General features: G+C 61.4%; 16 protein-coding genes and 1 tRNA gene. 8 read left to right on the top strand and 9 right to left on the bottom strand.

The window, feature by feature from the left end; all coding sequences use genetic code 11:
- Positions 1-186: 186 nt before the first annotated feature.
- The 4 genes from BSF44_RS02760 to BSF44_RS02775 all read left to right on the top strand — a co-directional run bounded on the left by BSF44_RS02760 (position 187) and on the right by BSF44_RS02775 (position 5,172).
- On the top strand, positions 187-1,254 hold the full coding sequence (locus BSF44_RS02760; protein ID WP_095942161.1) for an alpha/beta fold hydrolase: 1,068 nt from the start codon (positions 187-189) through the stop codon (positions 1,252-1,254).
- A 109-nt stretch (positions 1,255-1,363) separates the two neighbouring features.
- Positions 1,364-2,854, top strand: a complete 1,491-nt coding sequence (locus tag BSF44_RS02765) for a DUF1254 domain-containing protein (RefSeq protein WP_095942162.1) — start codon at positions 1,364-1,366, stop codon at positions 2,852-2,854.
- A gap of 158 nt (positions 2,855-3,012) precedes the next feature.
- Entirely contained in the window at positions 3,013-3,666 is a 654-nt protein-coding gene (locus tag BSF44_RS02770) for a hydrolase (protein ID WP_095942163.1), read from the top strand.
- A gap of 177 nt (positions 3,667-3,843) precedes the next feature.
- On the top strand, positions 3,844-5,172 hold the full coding sequence (locus BSF44_RS02775) for an OprD family porin (protein ID WP_095942164.1): 1,329 nt from the start codon (positions 3,844-3,846) through the stop codon (positions 5,170-5,172).
- 8 nt (positions 5,173-5,180) lie between these two features.
- Here BSF44_RS02775 and BSF44_RS02780 read toward each other — a convergent pair.
- The 7 genes from BSF44_RS02780 to fdnG all read right to left on the bottom strand — a co-directional run bounded on the left by BSF44_RS02780 (position 5,181) and on the right by fdnG (position 14,288).
- Positions 5,181-5,276, bottom strand: a tRNA-Sec gene (locus BSF44_RS02780).
- 32 nt (positions 5,277-5,308) lie between these two features.
- Complete coding sequence (gene selB / locus BSF44_RS02785) at positions 5,309-7,216, bottom strand: selenocysteine-specific translation elongation factor (protein WP_095942165.1); 1,908 nt, start codon at positions 7,214-7,216, stop codon at positions 5,309-5,311.
- Entirely contained in the window at positions 7,213-8,643 is a 1,431-nt protein-coding gene (gene selA, locus BSF44_RS02790; RefSeq protein ID WP_095942166.1) for an L-seryl-tRNA(Sec) selenium transferase, read from the bottom strand. Before selA ends, selB begins: the two co-directional genes overlap by 4 nt.
- A gap of 51 nt (positions 8,644-8,694) precedes the next feature.
- The gene (fdhE, locus tag BSF44_RS02795) at positions 8,695-9,621 is read right to left on the bottom strand and encodes a formate dehydrogenase accessory protein FdhE (protein WP_095942167.1); all 927 of its coding nucleotides are present in this window, start codon (positions 9,619-9,621) and stop codon (positions 8,695-8,697) included.
- A gap of 3 nt (positions 9,622-9,624) precedes the next feature.
- Positions 9,625-10,290 (bottom strand): formate dehydrogenase subunit gamma, encoded by a 666-nt coding sequence (locus tag BSF44_RS02800; protein WP_095942168.1) that lies wholly within the window; start codon positions 10,288-10,290, stop codon positions 9,625-9,627.
- Positions 10,287-11,222: a formate dehydrogenase subunit beta gene (fdxH, locus tag BSF44_RS02805; protein WP_095942169.1), complete on the bottom strand. Its 936-nt coding sequence runs from the start codon at positions 11,220-11,222 to the stop codon at positions 10,287-10,289. The genes BSF44_RS02800 and fdxH overlap by 4 nt, the downstream gene beginning before the upstream one ends.
- Positions 11,223-14,288, bottom strand: a complete 3,066-nt coding sequence (fdnG, locus tag BSF44_RS02810) for a formate dehydrogenase-N subunit alpha (RefSeq protein WP_141249986.1) — start codon at positions 14,286-14,288, stop codon at positions 11,223-11,225.
- 298 nt (positions 14,289-14,586) lie between these two features.
- Between fdnG and BSF44_RS02820 the strand changes: the two genes are divergently transcribed.
- The 3 genes from BSF44_RS02820 (at position 14,587) to BSF44_RS02830 (ending at position 17,427) form a co-directional block, all read left to right on the top strand.
- Entirely contained in the window at positions 14,587-15,741 is a 1,155-nt protein-coding gene (locus BSF44_RS02820) for a MalY/PatB family protein (RefSeq protein ID WP_095942172.1), read from the top strand.
- 142 nt (positions 15,742-15,883) lie between these two features.
- A complete protein-coding gene (locus BSF44_RS02825; RefSeq protein ID WP_095942173.1) occupies positions 15,884-16,741 on the top strand; it encodes a glucose 1-dehydrogenase in 858 nt (285 codons plus the stop codon).
- Between the two features lie 74 nt (positions 16,742-16,815).
- Positions 16,816-17,427: a Yip1 family protein gene (locus tag BSF44_RS02830; RefSeq protein WP_095942174.1), complete on the top strand. Its 612-nt coding sequence runs from the start codon at positions 16,816-16,818 to the stop codon at positions 17,425-17,427.
- 54 nt (positions 17,428-17,481) lie between these two features.
- On the opposite strand, the gene BSF44_RS02840 is transcribed toward BSF44_RS02830, so the two are convergent.
- Entirely contained in the window at positions 17,482-19,911 is a 2,430-nt protein-coding gene (locus BSF44_RS02840) for an ATP-dependent DNA helicase (protein ID WP_256588946.1), read from the bottom strand.
- Positions 19,908-21,575: a VRR-NUC domain-containing protein gene (locus BSF44_RS02845; protein WP_095942175.1), complete on the bottom strand. Its 1,668-nt coding sequence runs from the start codon at positions 21,573-21,575 to the stop codon at positions 19,908-19,910. Before BSF44_RS02845 ends, BSF44_RS02840 begins: the two co-directional genes overlap by 4 nt.
- Positions 21,576-21,771: 196 nt before the next feature.
- On the opposite strand from BSF44_RS02845, the gene BSF44_RS02850 reads away from it, so the two are divergent.
- Positions 21,772-21,999 (top strand): YgdI/YgdR family lipoprotein, encoded by a 228-nt coding sequence (locus BSF44_RS02850; RefSeq protein WP_095942176.1) that lies wholly within the window; start codon positions 21,772-21,774, stop codon positions 21,997-21,999.
- Positions 22,000-22,125: the final 126 nt, after the last annotated feature.

Genomic DNA, 22,125 nt, shown 5'->3' on the forward strand with positions numbered 1-22,125 from the left:
AGAAAACCAGTCGGCCTTGGTGATCCGCTGTGTATCACAGTGTGTCAGCGCGACACCTCGATACACAGACTTTCATCCGGCCGACGATCGGACACAGGCCAGATACGTTGCCACGCTTCAATGCATGCAAGGTATGAAGGGGCTCGCACGGAACCCCTGACCCATGGCTGGTAAAGGAGAGATCCCATGAAGATGGCACTGCGCAACAGCAACCCCGGCAAGACTCGCCGCCACTTGGTCGGTCCTTCGATCCTCGTACTGTCGCTATTCGGCGTGCTCGGCGCGGCCCACGCACAAACGGCCGTCACCGCGCAGCCCGCAGTGGCCCCTGCCGGTACCACCCAGGCGGCGCCCTCGCCGTTCGGCCCGCTCAAGCATGTCAACGCCGGATTGCTGGACGTGGCGTACGCCGAAACAGGCCCGGCCGATGGGCCGGTGGTGATCCTGCTGCACGGCTGGCCGTATGACATTCACAGCTATGACGAAGTCGCGCCCTTGCTGGCCGCCAAGGGTTATCGGGTGCTGATGCCCTATGCCCGTGGTTATGGCGATACGCATTTCCTGTCCGACAAGACCCTGCGCAATGGCCAACCGGCTGCGCTGGCCAGTGATGTCATCGATTTCATGGACGCCCTGAAAATCAAGCAAGCGGTGCTCGGGGGTTACGACTGGGGTGCGCGTTCGGCCGACATTGTCTCGGCGTTGTGGCCGGAGCGGGTCAAGGCGCTGGTCTCGGTCAGCGGCTATCTGATCGGCAACCAGGCCGCCGGCAAGAATCCGCTGCCACCCAAGGCGGAATTGCAGTGGTGGTATCAGTTCTACTTCGCCACTGACCGTGGTCGCGCCGGTTACGAGAAGAACACCCACGACTTCGCCAAATTGATCTGGCAACTGGCTTCGCCGAAATGGGCGTTCGATGACGCCACCTTCGACCGCAGTGCCAAGGCCCTGGACAACCCCGACCATGTCGACATCACCGTGTTCAACTACCGATGGCGCCTGGGCCTGGTCCAGGGCGAGAGCCGATACGAAGCGCTGGAGCAGAAATTGGCCACGGCGCCGTCCATCAGCGTGCCGACCATTACCCTTGAAGGCGATGCCAACGGCGCACCGCACCCGGCGCCTGAAGACTATGCCAAGCGCTTCACCGGTAAATACGAATTCCGGCTGATCAATGGCGGCATCGGCCATAACCTGCCGCAGGAAGATCCGCAGGCATTCGCCAAGGCGGTGATTGATGCCGATCACCTCTGAGGTCGATCTGACGTCCTCACGCCTGCGTTGAGCAGCACCGGGGTAAAGATGAGCTATCTTGATAACGAATCACCTGCATCAGGTGACTGCGAACAAGTAAGGACGCTTTATGAATCGTTTGCCCCGGCGCCATGCCCTCTTCGCCTTGACCTTTGCCAGTACGCTCACCGCCGCAGCCCTGTCGGGTACTCCGGGTTACGCGGCGCAAGCCACTGTCGCCGCACCGGCCACCAGCCCTGTCTCGGGTCCTGTCGCCGGTACCAAAGTCACTGAGCCGTACGTACGCATGATGGCGCGCGAGGCGTATTTCTGGGCCTGGCCGATGGCCAACATCTTCAATCGTCGCCAGGCGTTCAAGAACCTGCCCGAACCTGGCTTGATGGGCGGCATCGTACCCGTGGCACCGATCAATCGGCTGTCGATGCTCAGCGACTACATCGACCCGGCCGAGCGCCTGGTAGCCTGTCCGAATCAGGACGTGGTGTACGGCGCCGGCAGCATTGCTCTGGACCTTGAGCCGGTGGTGCTGCAAGTGCCAGACTTCGACGGCCGCTTCTGGGTGTATCAGGTGGTGGACCTGCGTTCCGACAGCTTTGCCGAGCTGGGCAAAATGTATAACACCCAGCCAGGTTTCTATTTGCTGGTGGGCCCGGACTGGAACGGCAAGGTGCCGCCCGGCATCAAGCGGGTATACCGGGCACGCACGAACACCGGGTTCGTGATCCCTCGGGTATTCCAGGACGACACCGCCGCCGACCGCCTGGCCGTGCAGCCGGCATTGTCGGGCATCGACATGTACCCGCTGTCGCAGTACGACGGCAATATGAAAAAGCGCAACTGGGCCAGGCTGCCGAAATTCCCGGCTCAGGCTTCTGAAAGCAGCGCCGAAACCAAATGGGTGGTGCCGGAAAAATTCTTCGACGAACTGCCGGCCTTGCTCAAGGACGCCAAGCCATTGCCGGGCGAAGAGGCCCGCTACGCGCAAATGGCCACCCTCGCGGCCATCGCCAAGGCCGACCCGCAACTGCGCGCTGCGATGATCGACGAGGCGAAAAAGGCCGACAAAGAAGTGATCGACCCGCTGTTGCAGTTCCGCAACTACGGCCTGCAATTGCCGAATCACTGGAGCACCGTGAGCAACGGTGCCGCGTTCGGCACCGACTATTTCACCCGTACCGCCGTCGCGCGCTCGAACATATTCGTCAATCAGCAGAAAGAGACCAAATACTTCTACCAGGATCTGGATGAGAACGGCCTGCGCCTCAACGGTCAGTACGGCTACAGCGTGACGTTCGCCAAAGGCAAGCTGCCGCCAGTCAAGGGGTTCTGGTCGCTGACGCTGTACAACGAACAGCACTTCTTCTCGCCGAACGAGCTCAAGCGTTACTCCATCGGCACCAAGAACAAATCCCTGCAAACCAACCCTGACGGCTCGCTGACCCTTTACGTGCAGAGCGAATCACCGGGCAAGGACAAGGAAAGCAACTGGCTGCCCTCACCCAAAGGCGCCGAGTTCTCGTTGTACATCCGCGCCTACTGGCCGCAAGCCGATGCCCTCGACGGCGACTGGACGCCACCGGCGGTGGTGAAAATGAACTGAGTGGAATTGGCATACACCCAATCCTTGCTCGCGATAGCAGTGTGACAATCAACGGAGGTGTTGAGTACCAGGCATCAAAGACAGCACACCGATTCAATATTCCCGGTTCGATCTACGTAACCATGACGTCCTCACTCCACTCCCGTAAGGACCCTGTCATGGCCATTGCAAAAGCAGTTCCCGGCAAAACCCTGCTGACTCCGACTGACCACACTCTGATCATGATCGACCACCAGTCGCAGATGTCCTTCGCGACCAAGTCGATCGATGCCGTCACCCTGCGCAACAACGCCGCACTGGTAGCCAAGGCGGCCCGCGGCTTCAAAGTCTCGACCATCCTCACCACCGTTGCCGAGAAGAGTTTTTCCGGGCCGATCTTCGACGAAATCAAAGCCGTGTTCCCGGAACACAACGTGATCGACCGCACCAGCATGAACACCTGGGAAGACGAGCGCATCGCCGTGGAGGTCAACGCCATCGGCAAACAGAAGATTGTCCTCGCCGGTCTGTGGACCTCGGTTTGCATCGTTGGCCCGGCATTGTCGGCGATTGACCAGGGTTTTGAGGTGTATGTGATTGCCGACGCCTGTGGCGACGTCAGCACCGAAGCCCATGAAATGGCCATGCAGCGCATGATCCAGATCGGCGCCCGGCCGATGACCGCGCTGCAATACCTGCTGGAACTGCAACGCGACTGGGCCCGCACCGAGACCTACGACGAAACGGTGAAAACCTCGATTGCCAACGGCGGTGCCTACGGTCTGGGTCTGATCTACGCCAAGACTATGTTTGGTGCCTCGGAAGGCCATTAAGGTCCGTAAAAAAAAACAGTGACTGCAGGCGGACTCCTGTAGGAGCGAGCTTGCTCGCGATGGTCGTTAACGATAATGCGTGTTTACCGGCTGAACGCGGCGCTATTGAGACCATCGCGAGCAAGCTCGCTCCTACAGTGAATCATCGCAGTCGCTCCCCCCTGTGGTGAGCCATTGATGACCCTCTTCCCGCAAGACTTCAGGGTGACGATTGCCCTGTGCTTCTGCCTGTTCGCCACCCACTCACTGGCCGATGAACCGGCACAAGGCGCAGAAGGATTTTTCGACGGAGCGACCCTTGGCGTACTCAGCCGAAACTTTTATCTGAACAGCGACTATCGATCCCCCTCGCCAACCGGCAAGAGCTACAAAGCCGAATGGGCTCAAGGTTTTATCGGCGCTTTTACATCCGGTTTCACGTCGGGCACGGTCGGCTTCGGCCTCGATGCCCATGCCTTTCTGGGATTGAAACTCGATGGCGGCAAGGGCCATTCCGGGACCGGATTACTGCCGGTGGGCAGTGACGGCCGCAGTGAAAGCGATTACTCCGGCGGTGGCGGCGCGATTAAGCTCAAAGCCTCGAACACCACCCTGGCGTTTGGTGAAATGGAGGTCGAAAGCCCGGTATTCGACACCGCAGACAAACGCCTGCAACCGGAGTACGCCACCGGTTTTCTGCTCGACAGCCGCGAAATCGCAGACATGAACCTGCAAGCCGGCCACTTCACGGCATTCAAGAATCAGGACAGTGCTTCAGGCAAGGGCAACTTTTTCGGTTATGGCGCCAACACCGAGGCCGGCGGCATTTCGTTTGTCGGCGCCGACTTGTTTACCCAAAGCCCGGTTGGCGGCGCCCTGTATGCCTCGGATCTGACCGACACCTGGCATCAGTACTACGGCAACTTGCACTTCAAGCAGTCCGAAGTGTTCCTCGACGCCAACCTCTATCACACCCGGGACACCGGCCAGGCGCTGGCCGGTGCCATCGACAATACGGCGTATAGCCTGTCCGGCAGATACACGATCGGCGCCCATGGTTTCACCCTGGCCTATCAGAAAATCAACGGTGACACGCCATTCGATTTCGTTGGTGGCGACTCCATCTACCTCGCCAACTCGATCAAGTACGCCGACTTCAACGGCGCCCACGAACGCTCCTGGCAGGTTCGTTATGACCTGGACCTGGCCACCTTCGGGATACCCGGCCTGAAGTTCATGACCCGCTACGTCACCGGCGACCAGATCGACGGCACCCATGCACCACAAGGCGGAGCCTACAACCCGTTCGACCCGGCGACCGGCACCTACGTGCCGCAACAAGGTGATGGGGGCAAGCACTGGGAGCGGGACATCGACCTGCATTACGTCGTGCAGTCCGGAGCGGCCAAGGGCTTGTCACTGCAACTGTCCCATGTGTCACACCGGGCCAACGCCGCCCAGGCCGGCGACGACATCGACCGGGTGTACGTGGTCATTCAGTACCCGTTGGACTTCGGGCCGTTCTGAACGGAAAGTGGCGGAAGGCAGCCGGAGTCGAACCTGCCCGGGAACGGATGCCGTCCCCAACCGGGTTTGAAGCCCGGCCGCGCCACCGGGCGCGATTGCCTTCCTTGAATGCTTGCCTCTGAATCATGCCCTTTAATCAGTGCTCATTGCGTTGGGCAAACGCACTGTCCAGGCGAATCTGGCGTCGATCACCAAAACGCCGGGTCAGGCCGATACGGTCGAAGTACTCCAGTATCTGGATGCTGCGCTTTCGCCCCAGGCCCACCGCATCTCGAAACGCCGTCACCTGGATCACCGGGTTGGCGTCCGCCAGTTGCAACAGCATAGCCGCCAATCGGCGAATCATGCTGTCGGTGTAGAACAGGTCGCGCACCACCTGGTGCATCAAGCCCAGGCGCGCCATTTTGCGCAGCAATGCACGGACAGTTGCTTCGTCATGTCCCAGATTGCGCACCCAGGGCGGGTCGAATCCGGCCTGTTCGAATAGCGGCTGCAATTGTAGCCACAGGGTTTCATCCTCTTCGTTCAAGCGCACCTGATGCCCGGGCAGATGCAACCATGGTCCGCTGCTGGCGATGTCGCCGCTGGCCAACAACTCGTCGATCAGGCTGATAAAGGTCGAACGCTCCAGCATGTTGCCGCTGAATCGACGCAGGCGGTCCCGGTCCGGGCCCATCTGATCCGGTTCGAGTTCATGGAAACGCGCGAGTTGCTCCACCAAAGGCGCTTTCAAGGATTCCCAGCGACTGGCGCTGAACAGCAATGGGCCTTGGCGGGTTTCGATCAGGCGCACGTCAGCGGGCAACACCCAACGGCTGCGCGGTCGGTTGAACTGCCGCTCCAGGCGCTGCGGATCGAGTCCGGTGTCGCTATGGGCCAGCAACGCCGGCAAAACATCTTCCAGCCCGGCACAGTTCGCCAGCGCCCCCAGTTGAGCCAGGCGTTCGGGGCTGCGGCGTTGCCGAGAAGGGGCAAACGGATCGAGAACCCGGCCGCCGCCCAGGGTTCGTTGGGCACTCTGGTCACGCAGGATTAGCGGATCACCCTTCACCGCATGTACCGCTGTATTGAGCAACAGTTGCGCAAACATCCGTCCACCGGGTGCCAGGCTGGTCCCCTCCAGCAAGGCGACGCGCCCGGTGACGTCCTGGGTGCCGAGGTGCACGTGCACCGGTTGAAAGTGCTCGAAGCCCCGGGGTTCGCTGGTCAGCAGTTGCATGTCGATGTCCAGGCGCTGGGTGGGCGCATACAGACCTTCGGCGAGTAGCCAGTGGCCGCGATGGATGTGTTCCAGGGCCAGCCGTTCGGCACTCAGGTTCAACGCCACGCGCTGGCCGGCAAAGGCATGCTCGGCGGCCTGGTTTTGCGCGTGCAGGCCGCGAATGCGCACCGGTTTACCTTGTGGCCCCAGCAGCAGGGTATCGCCCACCGTGACCTGGCCGGACAACGCCGTGCCGGTCACCACGATACCGGTGCCGGCCACACTGAAGGCCCGGTCGATCGCCAGGCGAAAGCCACCTTCGGTGCTGCGTTGCTGAACGTCACGCTGGGTTTGCAGCAATTGTTGGCGCAGGTTTTCGATGCCCTCGCCGGTGACGCTCGACAGTGCAATCAGCGGCGCATCGGCATAGGGGCCGGGCGCCAGCAAGGTATGGATCTGCTCGCGCACGTCCTGTACCCGGGCGCTGTCGACCCGATCGCACTTGCTGATCGCTACCAGTGCCCGAGGGATGCCCAACAACTCGACTATCGCCAGGTGCTCGCGGGTCTGCGGCATCACCCCGTCATCGGCGGCCACCACCAGCAACACCAGATCGATGCCCTGCGCCCCGGCCAGCATGTTGTGGGTGAAGCGCTCATGGCCGGGAACGTCGATGAATCCGGTCAACTGCGCACCCGGCTCCAGTGCGGCATACAGATAGCCGAGGTCGATGGTCATGCCGCGCTCGCGCTCTTCGCGGCGCCGGTCACCCGCCTGACCGGTCAACGCCTGGAGCAGCGCCGTTTTGCCATGGTCGATATGCCCCGCGGTGCCGACAATCACCCTGCCCGGCCCTCCACCTGTAATTGATTCAGTTGCGCCAGCCATGCCGGCTCGTCGTCCAGTTGCCGCAGGTCCAGCCACAGGGCGTCATCGTCGATGCGCCCCAGGACCGCAATCGGCAAGGCGCGAAAGGCCTCTTCCAGATTCAACAGGGCGCGCCCGCGCAAGCGCTTGGAGGTCAGTGGGCGCAGACACAATGCTGCGCTGGCCAACCGCGCCACCGGTTGGCTGCCGCTGCCGATCATGCCCAGTGCCGGCATGGCGCTGACGCTCCAGCCATCACCCAGCACTTGGACCAGCACCGGCTGCAAACGCTCGGCCTGGGCGAGAATATCGGCCTGTGGCCGGGTCAGCAGGCGCAGGCTCGGCAAGCGTTCGGCGAGGCGATCAGGGTTGCGGTACAAACCCAACACAGCTTCCAGGGCGGCCAGGGTCATTTTGTCGACCCGCAGCGCACGCTTGAGCGGGTTTTTCTTGATCCTGGCAATCAAATCCTTGCGTCCGACAATCAACCCCGCTTGCGGGCCGCCGAGCAGTTTGTCGCCACTGAAGGTGACGATGTCCGCGCCATCGAGCAGGGCCTGACGCACCGTTGGCTCTGCCGGCAAACCCCAGCGGGTCAGGTCCAGCAGGCTGCCACTGCCAAGGTCTTCGAGCAGTGGCAAACCGTGCAGATGGGCCAGTTGCGCCAGTTCGGCGGTCGACACGCTCGTGGTGAAACCTTGAATGCTGTAGTTGCTTGCATGCACGCGCATGATCAAGCCGCTGCGCGGGCCGATGGCCGTCTCATAGTCGCGGGCATGGGTACGGTTGGTGGTGCCGACTTCATGCAGCTTCACCCCGGCGCGGGCCATGATGTCGGGGATGCGGAAGGCGCCGCCGATTTCAATCAGTTCACCCCGGGAGATAATCCCTTCCTTGCGCGCGCCCAGGCTGTTGAGGGTCAAGAGCACCGCCGCCGCATTGTTGTTGACCACGGTCACCGCTTCGGCGCCGGTCAGCTCGCGGATCAAGCCTTCGATCAGGTTGTCGCGATCTCCACGCTTGCCGCTACGCAGGTCGAATTCGAGGTTGAGCGGATAGCGCGCGGCCATTTGCACCGCCTCGATCGCTTCCTCGGGCAACAGCGCCCGACCGAGGTTGGTGTGCAAGACCGTGCCGGTGAGGTTGAACACCCGGCGCACATGGCTGCGATGCTCGTTAGCCAATCGCTCGCCCACCCTGCCCGCCAGCACGTCGGTGCTGACTTCTGCAGGTTCGAGCAAACCCTGCCGCACCCCTTCGCGCAATTCATCCAGCAATAGCCGCAAGGCGCCCAGCAAGGCGTCACGCCCGTAGCGCTCGGCCAACGGTCGGCACGCCGGGTGACGCAACAGACTGTCGATGGAAGGTAGGCGCAGGGGTTGGCTGGCACTGCGAGCAGACATCTGGCGCTCCTGAAAACGAATGACCCTCGCGCCAGAGTGTAGACGCTGCGGTTATTCGTCTCCCGGCGCCAGCAACAGATTCGGCGCCAGACGCTGATAACCGTCCTGGCTCAGGCGCATGTCGAGCATCAGGCTGGACAAGTCGGCCGACAACGCTTCGGCGTCCGCATCGTTCTCCAGATAGAGCAACTTCAGATAGCTGTTGCAACCGGGGCAGACTTCGGCGCGCAACGGTGCCTGGTTGGCGGCATGACGGTCATCTTCAAGGCTGAGGTATTCCAGGCCCTTGCTCTGCTCGCAATACACGCACTTGACACGCACCACATGCCACTCGCAGGCGCACAACGAACAGACCAGGTAACGCAAACCGTTGTGCTTGCCGCGATGGCGGATCACTCCGGCCATGGCCGGCGAGCCACAGGCCGGACACTGGCTGAGGCTGTCGCCTGCGCTCAGCGCCAGGTTCGGCGTGCTCAACAGCCAATGGCTCCAGGCTGTTTGCAGCGCCGCGCCGAGGAACGGCACCAGCGCGGCCGGCACCAGCGAATACTGACCGCTGACCAGTGCCACCGCCCAGGCGCGACGTTGTCCGGCATCGGCCAGGCGCAAGGTGTCCACGGCATCGACCACGGCCGATTGCGGCGGTGCGCTATAGCGCTGCAACAAGGCATCGAGGTAAAGCTGCCAATCGTCTTCGCGCGCCAGGCTGTCGGCCGCGAACGGCGGCAAGCCGTGTTGCTGGCACAGTTCGATGCGTTGTCGGTCAAGGGGTTCGCTTGTCGGCGGGTCGTCCAGCACCTGTTGCTGCACTCGGCACAACCCGGCGATCAGGCGCAGGTATTCGGCCAGCGGGTGCCCTTCGGCCAGGCTTTCCAGGCGCTGGGCACGCAGGCTGAAAAGCTCATGCGGTGGCATGTACAGAAACGGCGGCGAACTGGCCGCCGCTTCGATTTCTCCAGGTTCCAGGATAGTTGGCAAATGTCAGCCCTTTTTGGTGATCGGTCGCTCAGGCGCTTCGTCGCGGGTCTCATCTTGAGTCACTTGGCGATACCAGAGTTCGTGGTGTTTCCTGGCCCAGGCGCGGCTGACCGTGCCGTGCAACATGGCGCTGACCGAGCCCTTGATCCAGATGCCGGCATAGATGTGCACGATGATGCTCAGAATCAGCACGAAACCGGCCAACGCATGCAACAACATCGCCCAGCGAATCGCGGTGATGCCGAAATACTCGCTGAAGTAGGCACGCCAGATCACCAGCCCGCTGAACAACAGCACCAGCATGCACAGCAGTAAAGTCCAGAACAGCAGCTTCTGCCCGGGGTTGTATTTGCCGATGGGCGGGACGCCTTCCTCTTCATTCTTCATGACCCGGTCGATGCGCCTTAGCCACAGGCGATCATTGGCGATGAAGTAGTTGGCGCGCCAGAAGCGAAACACCAGGCCTAGAAACAGCACGAACATCAGTACGCCCATGAACGGGTGCAGGATGCGCGTCCATGGCCCGCCGCCGAACAGGTTGCTCAGCCAGAACAATGCCGGGTGGAACAGCGCCAGCCCGGACAGCCCGGCCATCAGGAACAGAATCGCCACCAGCCAGTGATGGGTGCGCTGGTTGCTGGTATAGCGCAGGATCGTCTTGTCGCTCATGGCCTGCCCTCCCCACGGGGATCGAAGGTATGCACCGACGGATCGACCTCATGCACGGCGTTGTCCGGCGGCTGCGGATGCTCATCCTCCTCGACGATTTGCGGGCCGACGCGCACATAGTGGAAAAACCCGGCCAGCACCGCCGCGCCCATGGCCAGCAGCGCCAGGGGTTTGCTGATGCCCTTCCACAGCCCCACCAACGGACTGATCGCCGGGTGATCGGGCAAGCCGGCGTACAGCCTTGGCGTATCGGCGTGGTGCAACACGTACATCACATGGGTGCCACCGACGCCTTCGGGGTCGTACAGACCGGCGTTTTCAAAGCCACGGCTCTTGAGGTCGACGATGCGCTCGGCCGCATGCTCCTTCATGTCGTCCTTGGAGCCGAACACGATGGCACCCGTCGGACAGGTTTTCACGCAGGCCGGTTCCAGCCCCACCGCCACCCGGTCCGAACACAAGGTGCATTTGTAGGCCTTGTGATCCTTCTGCGAGATCCGTGGAATGTTGAACGGGCACCCGGTGATGCAATAGCCGCAACCGATGCAGTGATCCTGATCGAAATCGACGATGCCATTGGCGTGCTTGATGATCGCCCCCGGGCTGGGGCACGCCGCCAGGCAACCGGGCTCGGCGCAGTGCATGCAGCCGTCCTTGCGGATCAGCCATTCCAGGTTGCCGGCGTCGGTCTCGTGCTCGGTGAAACGCATCAAGGTCCAGGTTTCTGCGGTGAGGTCCTGCGGGTTGTCGTAGGTGCCATGGTTGTGACCGACTTCATCGCGCAGCTCGTTCCATTCCGAACAGGCGACCTGGCAGGCCTTGCAGCCGATGCATTTGGTGGTATCGATCAGCTTGGCGACTTCCTCCACGCCGCGCACCGACGGCGCGGGCGTGGTGGTGGCCGAGCGGGCAATGATGTCTTGGCTGGCCATTTAGACTTTCTCCACGTTGACCAGGAATGACTTGGATTCCGGGGTCTGTGTATTGCCATCGCCGAGGAACGGCACCAGGGTGTTGGTCAGATAACCGTGGCGGGTTGCGCCGGTGAAACCCCAGTGCAACGGGATACCGATCTGATGCACCACTTGGTTATTGACCTGCAATGGACGAATCCGCTTGGTCACCACCGCCACCGCTTCGATATGCCCGCGCTTGGAGCTGACCCTTACTCGGTCACCGGCGGCAATGCCCTTCTCCTTGGCCAGCACCTCGCCGATTTCGACGAACTGCTCAGGTTGGGTAATGGCATTGATCGGGCAATGCTTGGTCCAGAAGTGGAAGTGTTCGGTCAGCCGGTAGCTGGTCGCCGCATACGGGAAGTCCTTGGCCTGCCCGAGGGTTTCCCAGACTGAATCGAAGATCCGCCCGGCCGGGTTGCTGGTCGCCTGCTTGTTGTTGGGGTGCATCGGGTTGATGCCGATGGGCGTCTCGAACGGCTCATAGTGTTCCGGAAACGGCCCTTCGTTCATCTTGTCGAGGGCGAAGAAACGCGCCACGCCTTCGGGGTTCATGATGAACGGGTTGATGCCCGCTTCCGGTGGGGCGTCGACTTTGTAGTCGGGCACGTCGGTGCCGGTCCAGACCTTGCCGTTCCACCACACCAGCCGTTTGTTCGCGTCCCATGGTTTGCCTTGAGGGTCGCAAGAGGCGCGGTTGTAGAGAATCCGTCGGTTCATCGGCCAGGCCCAGGCCCAACCCAGGTTCTGCTTCATGCCGAAAGGGTCGCTGTTGTCACGCCGGGCCATGTTGTTGCCCTGCTCGGTCCAGCTGCCGCAGAAGATCCAGCAACCGGACGCCGTACTGCCATCGTCCTTGAGCTGGCCGAAGCCGGACAACTGCTGTCCGGCCTTGACCACCGCGCCCGAGGCGTCGGTGACATCGGCGACGGCGTAGCCGTTGAATTCCCGGGCCAGCTCTTCCGGCGTCGGGTCATCCGGTATTTTGTAGGGCCAGTCGAGCTTGAGGATCGGCTCGGCCCAGGCACCGCCGTCGGCCTGATAACGCTTGCGCAGGCGCAAGAACAGCTCGGCCATGATTTTCACGTCGGTGCGCGCCAGCCCCGGGCCATCGGCCCCCTTCCAGTGCCATTGCAGCCAGCGACCGCTGTTGACCAGCGAACCGTTTTCTTCGGCGAAGCAGGTGGTGGGCAGGCGGATGACCTCGGTCTGGATGCTGGCCGTTTCCACGTCGTTGTAAGGCCCGACGTTGCGCCAGAACTCCGAGGTTTCGGTAGCCAACGGGTCCATCACCACCAGCCACTTGAGTTTGGCCAACGCCTTCATCACCCGGTTTTTGTCCGGCAAGGCGGCGATCGGGTTGAAACCCTGGCACAGGTAGCCATTGACCTCGCCCTTGCCCATCATGTCGAACATTTTCAGGATGTCGTAGCCGGGAATGTCCAGCTTGGGCAGCCAGTCGTAACCCCAGTGATTCTCGGCGGTGGCATTGGCGCCGTACCAGGCCTTCATCAGGCTGACGTGGAACTTGCCGTAGTTCTGCCAGTAGGACATCTGCCCGGGACGCAGCGGCTTGAGTGCGCGCTTGGCGATGTAGGCGTTGTAATCCTGTTCGGCCTCGGCCGGCAAGGTCAGGTAACCGGGCAACAGGTTGGACAGCAAGCCGAGGTCGGTCAGGCCCTGGATGTTGGAGTGCCCGCGCAGAGCATTGACGCCCCCGCCCGGCATGCCGACGTTGCCCAGCAGCAGTTGCACCATGGCTGCGCTGCGGATCATCTGCGAGCCGGTCGAATGCTGGGTCCAGCCCAGCGCGTAGAGAATCGTCATGGTTTTGCCCGGTTGCGAGCAGGTGGCGATCTCTTCCCAGATTTTCTGCATGGCGTCCACGGGCATGCCGCAGACCTGACTGGCCAGCTCCAGGGTGTAGCGGCTGTAGTGCTGCTTCATCAATTGGTAGACGCAACGAGGGTCTTGCAAGGTCGGGTCGACTTTGGCGAAGCCGTCCTCGCCTATTTCGTAGCCCCAGCCAGACTTGTCGGTGTAGGTGCGCTTGCTCGCGTCGTAACCGCTGAACAACCCGTCCTCGAAACCGTAGCTGGCCTTGACGATGAACGACACGTCCGTATAGGCCCGCACGTACTCGTGCTGGATCTTGTCTTCGGTCAGCAGGTAATTGATCAGCCCGCCCATGAAGGCGATGTCGGTACCGGTGCGGATCGGCGCGTAATAGTCGGCCACCGAGGCGGTCCGGGTAAAACGCGGATCGACCACGATCAGTCGCGCCTTGTTGTGCGCCTTGGCTTCGGTCACCCATTTGAAGCCGCACGGGTGCGCTTCTGCTGCGTTGCCGCCCATCACCAGAACCAGATTCGCGTTGGCGATATCGGTCCAGTGGTTGGTCATGGCACCACGGCCGTACGTCGGGGCAAGACTTGCCACCGTCGGGCCGTGTCAGACACGCGCCTGGTTATCGAACCCCAGCATGCCGAGACTGCGAATCACCTTATGGGTGATATAGCCGGCTTCGTTCGACGACGCCGATGCCGCGAGAAAACCGGTGGTCAACCAGCGGTTCACCGTTTGCCCCTTGGCGTTCTTCTCGATGAAGTTGGCGTCGCGGTCGGCCTTCATCAGGTCGGAGATGCGATCGAGGGCTTCATCCCAGGAAACTCGTACCCACTCCTTGGTGCCAGGCTTGCGCACCTGCGGGTACTGGAGACGACTGGGACTGTGAATGAAGTCCAGCAGGCCCGCGCCTTTGGGGCAAAGGGTACCGCGGTTGACCGGGTGGTCGGCGTCACCTTCGATGTGGATGATGTTTTGCGCGACATTCTTCGCGTCATCGCCCTGGCTGTACATGATCAAGCCGCAACCGACCGAGCAATACGGACAGGTGTTGCGGGTTTCATGGGTGTGGGCGAGCTTGAAATGACGCACCTGTTCGGCAAAGGCAACCGTCGGGGCCATGCCCAACGCGCCCAGGCTAGAGCCTGCAAGGCCGATACCGGCGACCTTGAAGAACTGACGACGGCTGAGATCCATCGTGCACTCCTGATCAGGTGGAACCCGGTACATGGCCGGGCTTTTTTGAACAACCACGGTCGGGGCAGTCTGGCTGCCGACACTACAAACTGTAGTCAATGCACTAGTGCTTTGTGTGAAAACCGACCGTCGGGCAAATCCAGCGGGCCGTGAAAATCCTTGTAGGAGCGAGCCTGCTCGCGAAGGAGTGTCAGTCGACATCACCGTATCTGACACTCCTTCGCGAGCAGGCTCGCTCCTACAGGGGGTTGGCGTTTATCATTGGCGCATGTTCAACCCCGCTTCTACGAGATCCCGCATGACTTTCGATTTTGATCAGGTGTTCGACCGCCACCACACCGGCAGTACCAAGTGGAGCCGCTACCCGGCCGACGTGTTGCCGATGTGGGTCGCCGACATGGATTTCGCCGCGCCGCCGGTGATCATCCAGGCCCTGCAAAAGCGACTGGAACACCCGATGGTCGGCTACAGCGTGGCCCAGGATGACTTGCGCGAGGCAATCGTTGCCGACCTCTGGAACAAGTACGCCTGGCGCGTCGAGCCCCAGGAGCTGATTTTCCTGCCGGGCGTCGAGTCCGGCTTCAACATGGCGCTGAAGGCGCTGGTACAGGCGCCACAGAATGTCGTTGTGCAGGTGCCGAACTACCCGCCGCTGCGTCATGCACCAGGCCATTGGGGCCTGAACAAGGTCGAACTGAATTTCGATGCGCAAGCCGACGGCACCTACACCACACCGCTCGATACCCTGAGCCAGTCGCTGCAAGGTGGTGGCGCGCTGCTGCTGAGCAACCCGCACAACCCTCTGGGCAAGGCCTTCCCCCGCGCAGAGCTGCAAGCCATTGCCGACATTTGCCTTGAGCATGATGCCTGGATCATTTCCGACGAGATCCACGCCGAGCTGTGCTTCGACGGTCGCCAGCACATTCCGATGGCGACCCTGAGCCCGCAAGTCGCCCAGCGCACCATCACGCTGATGTCGGCGAGCAAGGCCTACAACATCGCAGGTCTCAAGACCTCGTTCATGATCATCCAGGACCGCCACCTGCGCGAAAAGGTCAACCACGCCCGTTGCGGCATGGTCGACAGCGTCAATCCGCTGGGCATGGAAGCCACCCGTGTTGCCTACAGCGAAGCGGCGCCATGGCTGGCCGAGCTGAAAGTCTACCTGCAAGGCAACCGCGACTTCCTCGCCGAGGCCGTGCGCACCCGACTGCCGGGCATCACCATGAACCTGCCGCAAAGCACCTACCTGGCGTGGCTTGATTGCACAGCGCTGGGGCTGGACGACCCGCAACGGTTCTTCCTCGAACAGGCCAAGGTGGGTTTGAGCGCCGGCCTGGACTTCGGCGATGACTGCCAGCAGTTCGTACGCCTGAACTTCGGCTGCCCACGGTCGTTGCTGGAAGAAGGCATTGCGCGGATGGAGCGCAGCTTGCACCGTCTCAAGGCCTGACCCGCGCCTCAACAACAACGAAGATCCCTGTGGGAGCAGGCTCGCTCCTACAGCGACCGGGGCATCAAAAATCCAACCGAACTCCAGTTAAAACCTCAGGGTCAACCCTCTGACGCCTTAGCCTTGAGATCGGAGATCGATGATGAACGACTATCCCAAACCACCCTTCCCCAAGCAGCATCAAGCGGTCCCCGGCGCTCAGCACCCAATGGATCCCGTGCCTGATTGTGGCGAGCACTCCTATAAGGGTTCCGATCGTCTGGTCGGCAAAATCGCCCTGATCACCGGCGGCGACAGCGGCATCGGCCGTGCGGTCGCCATTGCCTTCGCCCGTGAAGGCGCCGATGTGGCGCTCGCCTACCTCAATGAACATGAGGACGCCAGGCAAACCGCTCGCTGGATCGAGCTGGCAGGTCGCCAATGCCTGCTGCTGCCGGGGGACGTGGCGCAGAAGGCGCACTGCCGGGCCCTGGTGGAAAAAACCGCCGAGCGCTTCGGTCGCATCGATGTGCTGGTCAACAACGCCGCATTCCAGATGACTCACGACAGCCTCGAAGACATTTCGGATGATGAATGGGTGATGACCTTCGACGTCAACATCACCGCCATCTTCAGGATTTGCCAGGCGGCCCTGAAACACATGAGACCTGGCGGCTCGATCATCAACACCAGCTCCGTCAATTCCGACTTGCCCAATCCGTCCCTGTTGGCCTATGCCACCACCAAGGGCGCAATCGCCAACTTCAGCGCCGGCCTCGGCCAGTTGCTGGGGCCCAGGAATATCCGGGTCAACAGCGTCGCGCCGGGGCCGATCTGGACACCCCTGATCGTCTCGACGATGACCGATGAAAAGGTAGAAAACTTCGGTGCCAACACCGCACTCGGCCGCCCTGGTCAACCCGTGGAAGTCGCACCGATCTACGTGCTGCTGGCCTCGGATGAAGCCAGCTACATCACGGGCCAGCGTTACGGCGTTACCGGTGGCAAACCGATACTGTGACGCCGTTGAAAAGTTGAACCCGCGACGACCTCCAGCGCTCCACAACGTATAGATCCTGATACCTGGAGGTCGTCATGTCCGCACCTATCGTCAAACTGTTCACTCAACCGAACTTCGCCTGGACGGATATTCGCAAGGAAGAGGAAGCCCATCCGCGCCACTACCTGGCTCATTTGCTGCTATTGGCCCTGATTCCCGCCACGTGCCTGTTCATCGGTACGACTTACGTCGGCTGGAGCCTGGCGGAAAACGAAACGGTACGGCTCAGCACCCACAGCGCACTGCAACTGAGTGCGTTGCTGTACCTGACCATCATTGGCGGTATCGCCGTGATGGGCGCGTTCATCCGCTGGATGTCCCGCGCCTTCGAAGCCAGGCCGACAATCAACCAGTGCATCGGTTTCGCGGCTTACACCGCAACGCCTTTCTTCATCGCAGGTATTGCAGGTCTGTACCCCAGTCGCTGGCTTGCGATCATCGTACTGGCGGCGGCTTCGGTTTATTCGACGTTCCTGCTGTTCATCGGGCTGCCGACTTTCATGCATGAGCGCAAGGAACAGGGCTTGCTCAATGCCGCGTGCGTCTGGGCTGTCGGGTTATTGGTGCTGGTAACCATTCTGGTAACGATGATCCTGATGTGGTTCAACGTGCTAACCCCCGAGTACTTGCGCGCCACCATCGGTTGATGAACTTTACTGCCTGGGTGGCGGTGCAGGGCACTGTGTTGCTGACCCTGGCGCTCACATCGTCTTACCTGCGTCGGTATTGTGCTGATCGCACACGGGGATTGGCGGGCGCTGCGGGTCGCGTTGGTGCTGTTCGCCGTGATTCGCCCGTTGAGTGTCTGGCTGAGGCCTTGGGGGGGTGCTGCTCAATGGCCCGCAGCGCTGGTTTGGAGTATGCGTCATGCCGGGATTTTGAAACGCCCACCAACGCGGCAGCAACTGCCTGACCTTGCTCTCGCCAAAACGGTCGTCGATCAACATCACCACCCCTTGATCCTGTTGCGTACGGATCACCCGTCCAGCGGCCTGTACCACTTTCTGCACACCGGGATAAAGATAGGTGTAGTCATAACCGGCACCGAAAATCGCGGCCATGCGCCGTTTCAGTTGCTCGTTCACCGGATTGAGCTGCGCCAGCCCCAGCGTGGCGATAAACGCGCCGATCAATCTGGCGCCGGGCAAATCGATGCCTTCACCGAAGGCCCCACCCAGCACCGCAAAACCGATGCCCTGGCCGTCGGCGTGGAACCGGTCGAGAAACTGCTGGCGCTGCGCTTCGCCCATCCCTCGGGACTGTGACCACAGACTGATGTGCGGATGTTTCTCGGCCAGCAACTGCGCCACCTGCTGCAAATAATCGAAACTGCTGAAAAACGCCAGGTAATTGCCGGGGCGCTCGCAGAACTGCCTGGCGATCAAGTCCACGATCGGCTCAAGAGACGACTGGCGATGGACGAACCGGGTGGATATCTGGTCGACGATGTGCACTTGCAGTTGATCGGCGTGAAACGGCGACTCGACGTCGATGCACACGGTGTCCGCCGGTGTTCCCAGTAAATCGGCGTAATAGTGCCGCGGGCTGAGGGTCGCGGAAAACAGCACCGTGCTCCGCGCGGCGGTCAGGCGTGGGCGGATGAACCCGGCGGGGACCACATTGCGCAGGCACAGTTGCGAGAGGTTGCGCTGGCGCTCCAGGTCGCGCTTGCTGATGTCGAACAGGAACTGCTCATCGAACAGTTCGGCGACCCGGCAAAAGTGCAGCATGTCGAAGTAAAACCCCTGGAGCGTGCTGTCCAGGCCTTGAGGGTGATCGTTGAGGTAGTCACCCATGCTGGCGCTGCACGATGACAGTGCCTGAAGCAGCTTTTCCGGCGCCTTGTCATAGGCCTGATAGGCGCCGGTTTGCCCGTTATGCAGGGCATTCCACTCGCGGTTGACCCGCTGCATCGGTTTTTTCAGCACTTCAGGCGCGGTTTTGCGCACGCCGTTGAAGGTCGCCTGATCGAGGCTGGCGCTGTACATCTGCCGGCCGCGCTCCACCAGGTTGTGGGCTTCGTCCACCAGCACCGCGACCTTCCAGTTGTTGGCCTGGGCCAGACCGAACAGCAGCGCGCTGAAATCGAAGTAATAGTTGTAGTCGGCAACCACCACGTCGGCCCAACGCGCCATTTCCTGGCTCAGGTAATACGGGCAGACATCGTGCGCCAGGGCAATCTCGCGCAAGATGCTCTGGTTCAACAGGCTCATCTGGCTGGCCGCCTGCCGAGCGGCGGGCAGGCGATCGTAGAAGCCCCGGGCCAGTGGGCAGGACTCGCCGTGGCAGGCTTTGTCCGGGTGTTCGCAGACCTTGTCCCGGGCGATCATCTCCAGCACCCGCAACGGTGGCGCATCGACGCTGGAAAGAATCACTTGCGCGGCGTCCAGGGCCAGTTGCCGCCCCGGGGTTTTCGCCGTGAGGAAGAACACCTTGTCCAGTTGCTGCGGCGCCAGCGCCTTGAGCATGGGAAACAAGGTGCCCAGGGTCTTGCCGATGCCCGTGGGCGCCTGGGCCATCAGGCAGCGCCCCGTGCTGACGGCCTTGAACACCGACTCGGCCAGATGGCGCTGCCCCGGTCGAAAACCGGCATGGGGAAAGGCCAGGCCCTGCGCGGCCCGATTGCGCCCTTCTCGATGGGCGACTTCCTGCTCGGCCCATTGCAGGAACCGCGCGCAATGCCGTTCGAAGAATGGTTGCAGCTCGGTGGCTTCGAAAAGCTCGACCAGGCAGGTCTCCTTTTCGCTGACGATATCGAAATACACCAGTGCCAGATTGATCCGTGCCAGATCCAGTTTGCGGCACATCAACCAGCCGTAGATTTTCACCTGGGCCCAATGCAATTGACGGTGGTTGGCCGGTTGTTTGCTCAGGTCGCCGCGGTAGGTCTTGACCTCCTCCAGGCAGTTTTGCCCGGGGTCATAACCATCCGCCCTGCCCTTGACCGTCAAGGTCTGATACTGGCCCTCGAGGGCGACTTCGCTTTGGTAACCCTCGCTGCGTCGCGAGGCCACGGTGCGGTGACCGACGATACCTTCCAGCGCGGTCGGTGACGGTGTGAAGCGCAGGTCGAGATCGCCGACCTTGGCGGTGAACTCGCACAGCGCCCGCACCGCAATGCTATAGCTCAATCGCCCTGCTCCGCCCATTGCACGTAACAGACGGCGATGGGCATCTGGTGTTCATGGCAGAACTCCAACCAGCGCAGCTGGTTGTCCTGCAGGCGATCGCCCGGGCCTTTGACTTCGATCATGCGGTAGGTCTTTTGCTGCGGCCAGAACTGGATCAGGTCCGGCATGCCGGCGCGATTGGCCCTGATGTCCAGCAAGAGGCGATTGAACCAGTGCTTGAGGTGCTCGGCCGGGAGGCAATCGAGGGCTTGCTCCAGCAACGCTTCGCTGAGCACGCTCCAGAACACGAACGGCGACTGCACGCCCCACTTGGCGGCATAACGTTCGCGGATGGTCTGCCGGTAGCGCCCGTCGTCGAGTTCGGCCAGGCAAGCCTGAAACAGTTCGGCCCGGCGGACCTGGAAGTCTTCGCTGAGCAGATCCACCGGCCCGCGCTGGAACGGGTGAAAAAACGCACCCGGCAAAGGCGCGAAAATCGCCGGCCAGCACAGCAGGCCAAACAGTGAATTGACCAGGCTGTTTTCGACGTAGTGCACCGGCGCCGACTCTTGCGCAAGGTGTGCCTGAACGTAGAACTCCACCGATAACGCAGGGTCTGTCCGGGGTAATTGCAGGTCCAGACGCTGCATTTCCCGAGGCGCTGCCCGCTTGATGGGCGGCCCGCCAAGCTTGCGCCGCAGGCGTGGCAGCACGCGGAGCAACTGCTGGTGTTCGGCGGCGCTTTCCGGTGCCTGTTCGGCCTGCTCGGCCAGGTCCATGGCCTGCTCGAACTGGCCGCTGCGTTCCAGCACGCGGATGAGCCGCGCCCGCGCGCCGGGATAAGCGCATTCGCGGTACAGGCTCAGGGCCATGGAGAAATCCGCGATGCGTTCGCAGTACTGGGCCATCTGGAACAGCAGCTTGCCGCGCCGGCGTTGCAACCACGGATTGTCCAGCGCCAGGCTCTTGATCCGTTCGGCCACCTCTTCCAGCGCTTCACCGGCCTCGAATTGTTGCTGGTACCCGTGCAGGAGGATGCAGGCATCCACGTCTTCGCGGCTGCGCAAGCCACGGGATTCGGCGCAGAATTCGACTTTTTCGTAGGTGTAGATACCGAGGTCGGCCAACACGAACTCCGACCAGTCCTGATACAGGTTGCCGAAAAACATCAGGCGCAGGCGATCGCACAATTGCATGATGGTCAGACTGAACAGACGCTCGTCCAGGGTCGGGCACCAATCATTGAAGCTTTGCACTTGGGGAAACTGTTCGCACAGCGCCGGCAACCAATCGGCTTTCTTGCCTCTGGGTTGATCGATCGCCGGGCCAAAGGCCTGGAGGACTTCCCCCTTGAGCAGCACCTCAAACAGCGCTTCGACCGCCAATGGCATTTGCTCATCGACCCAACCAAGCGCTAACAGCGGCCCGACGGCGCTGCCGGTATCGCCGATTTCCTCGTAATGCAGTTTGCTCGCCCTGAAATGAACGCCCTTGCGCATGACCATTCTGACCAGCAGTGCCTGCGATTCACGGGGCAACCGCTTAAACTCATTAATGAAACGCAGTTCGTCGACGCTCAGCACATCGGCAAAGCGCTGCTCAAGCCAATCAAGCACTTGCATGAAGTTGTTCAAGTAGTAGAACGGATCGTCGAGGGGATTTGCGGTCACTGGAAAATGGGCCATGGCGATAGATACTGGTTATGCATACAGATACCAGTTCCACGCCTCGTGGCGCAATCGGAAAAGGATAAATGGCGGCGCAATACGGATTTTTCCCAAGGCAGTAGAACTTTCTGCCCCCTGGCGGCACCAACCGCCATAGAGGTGCAGTGACAGCCTCGGGCTGGTGGCGCTGCTTTAAACGAACGGGAGGTTGATCATGGACATCAAGACATTGGGCTTGCCCCTGGCTGTAGCGGCCCTGCTGGCGCTGAGCGGTTGCTCTACGCAAACGGTGGTGACGCTGCAGAACGGCACTCAATACCTGACCAAAGACATGCCGAAGACCAAAACCAAGGACGGATTCTTTGAGTTTGAGGACATTTCGGGGGCGATGGTGAAAGTCAGGGCCGATGAAGTGGCGACGATTCGCGAAGAAGAAGACTGACGTTTCTCCTGGCACGATGTGGCAGGTTTCGAGCACTGCTTTACACTCGATAGACCCCGTGCGACCGAATGACTGTGCAACGCTTCGACACAGGCGTTGCAATACGGGCATCACGCAAAGACTCAG

This window comes from Pseudomonas sp. ACN8 (assembly GCF_002303925.1).
Taxonomy (GTDB): Bacteria; Pseudomonadota; Gammaproteobacteria; order Pseudomonadales; family Pseudomonadaceae; genus Aquipseudomonas.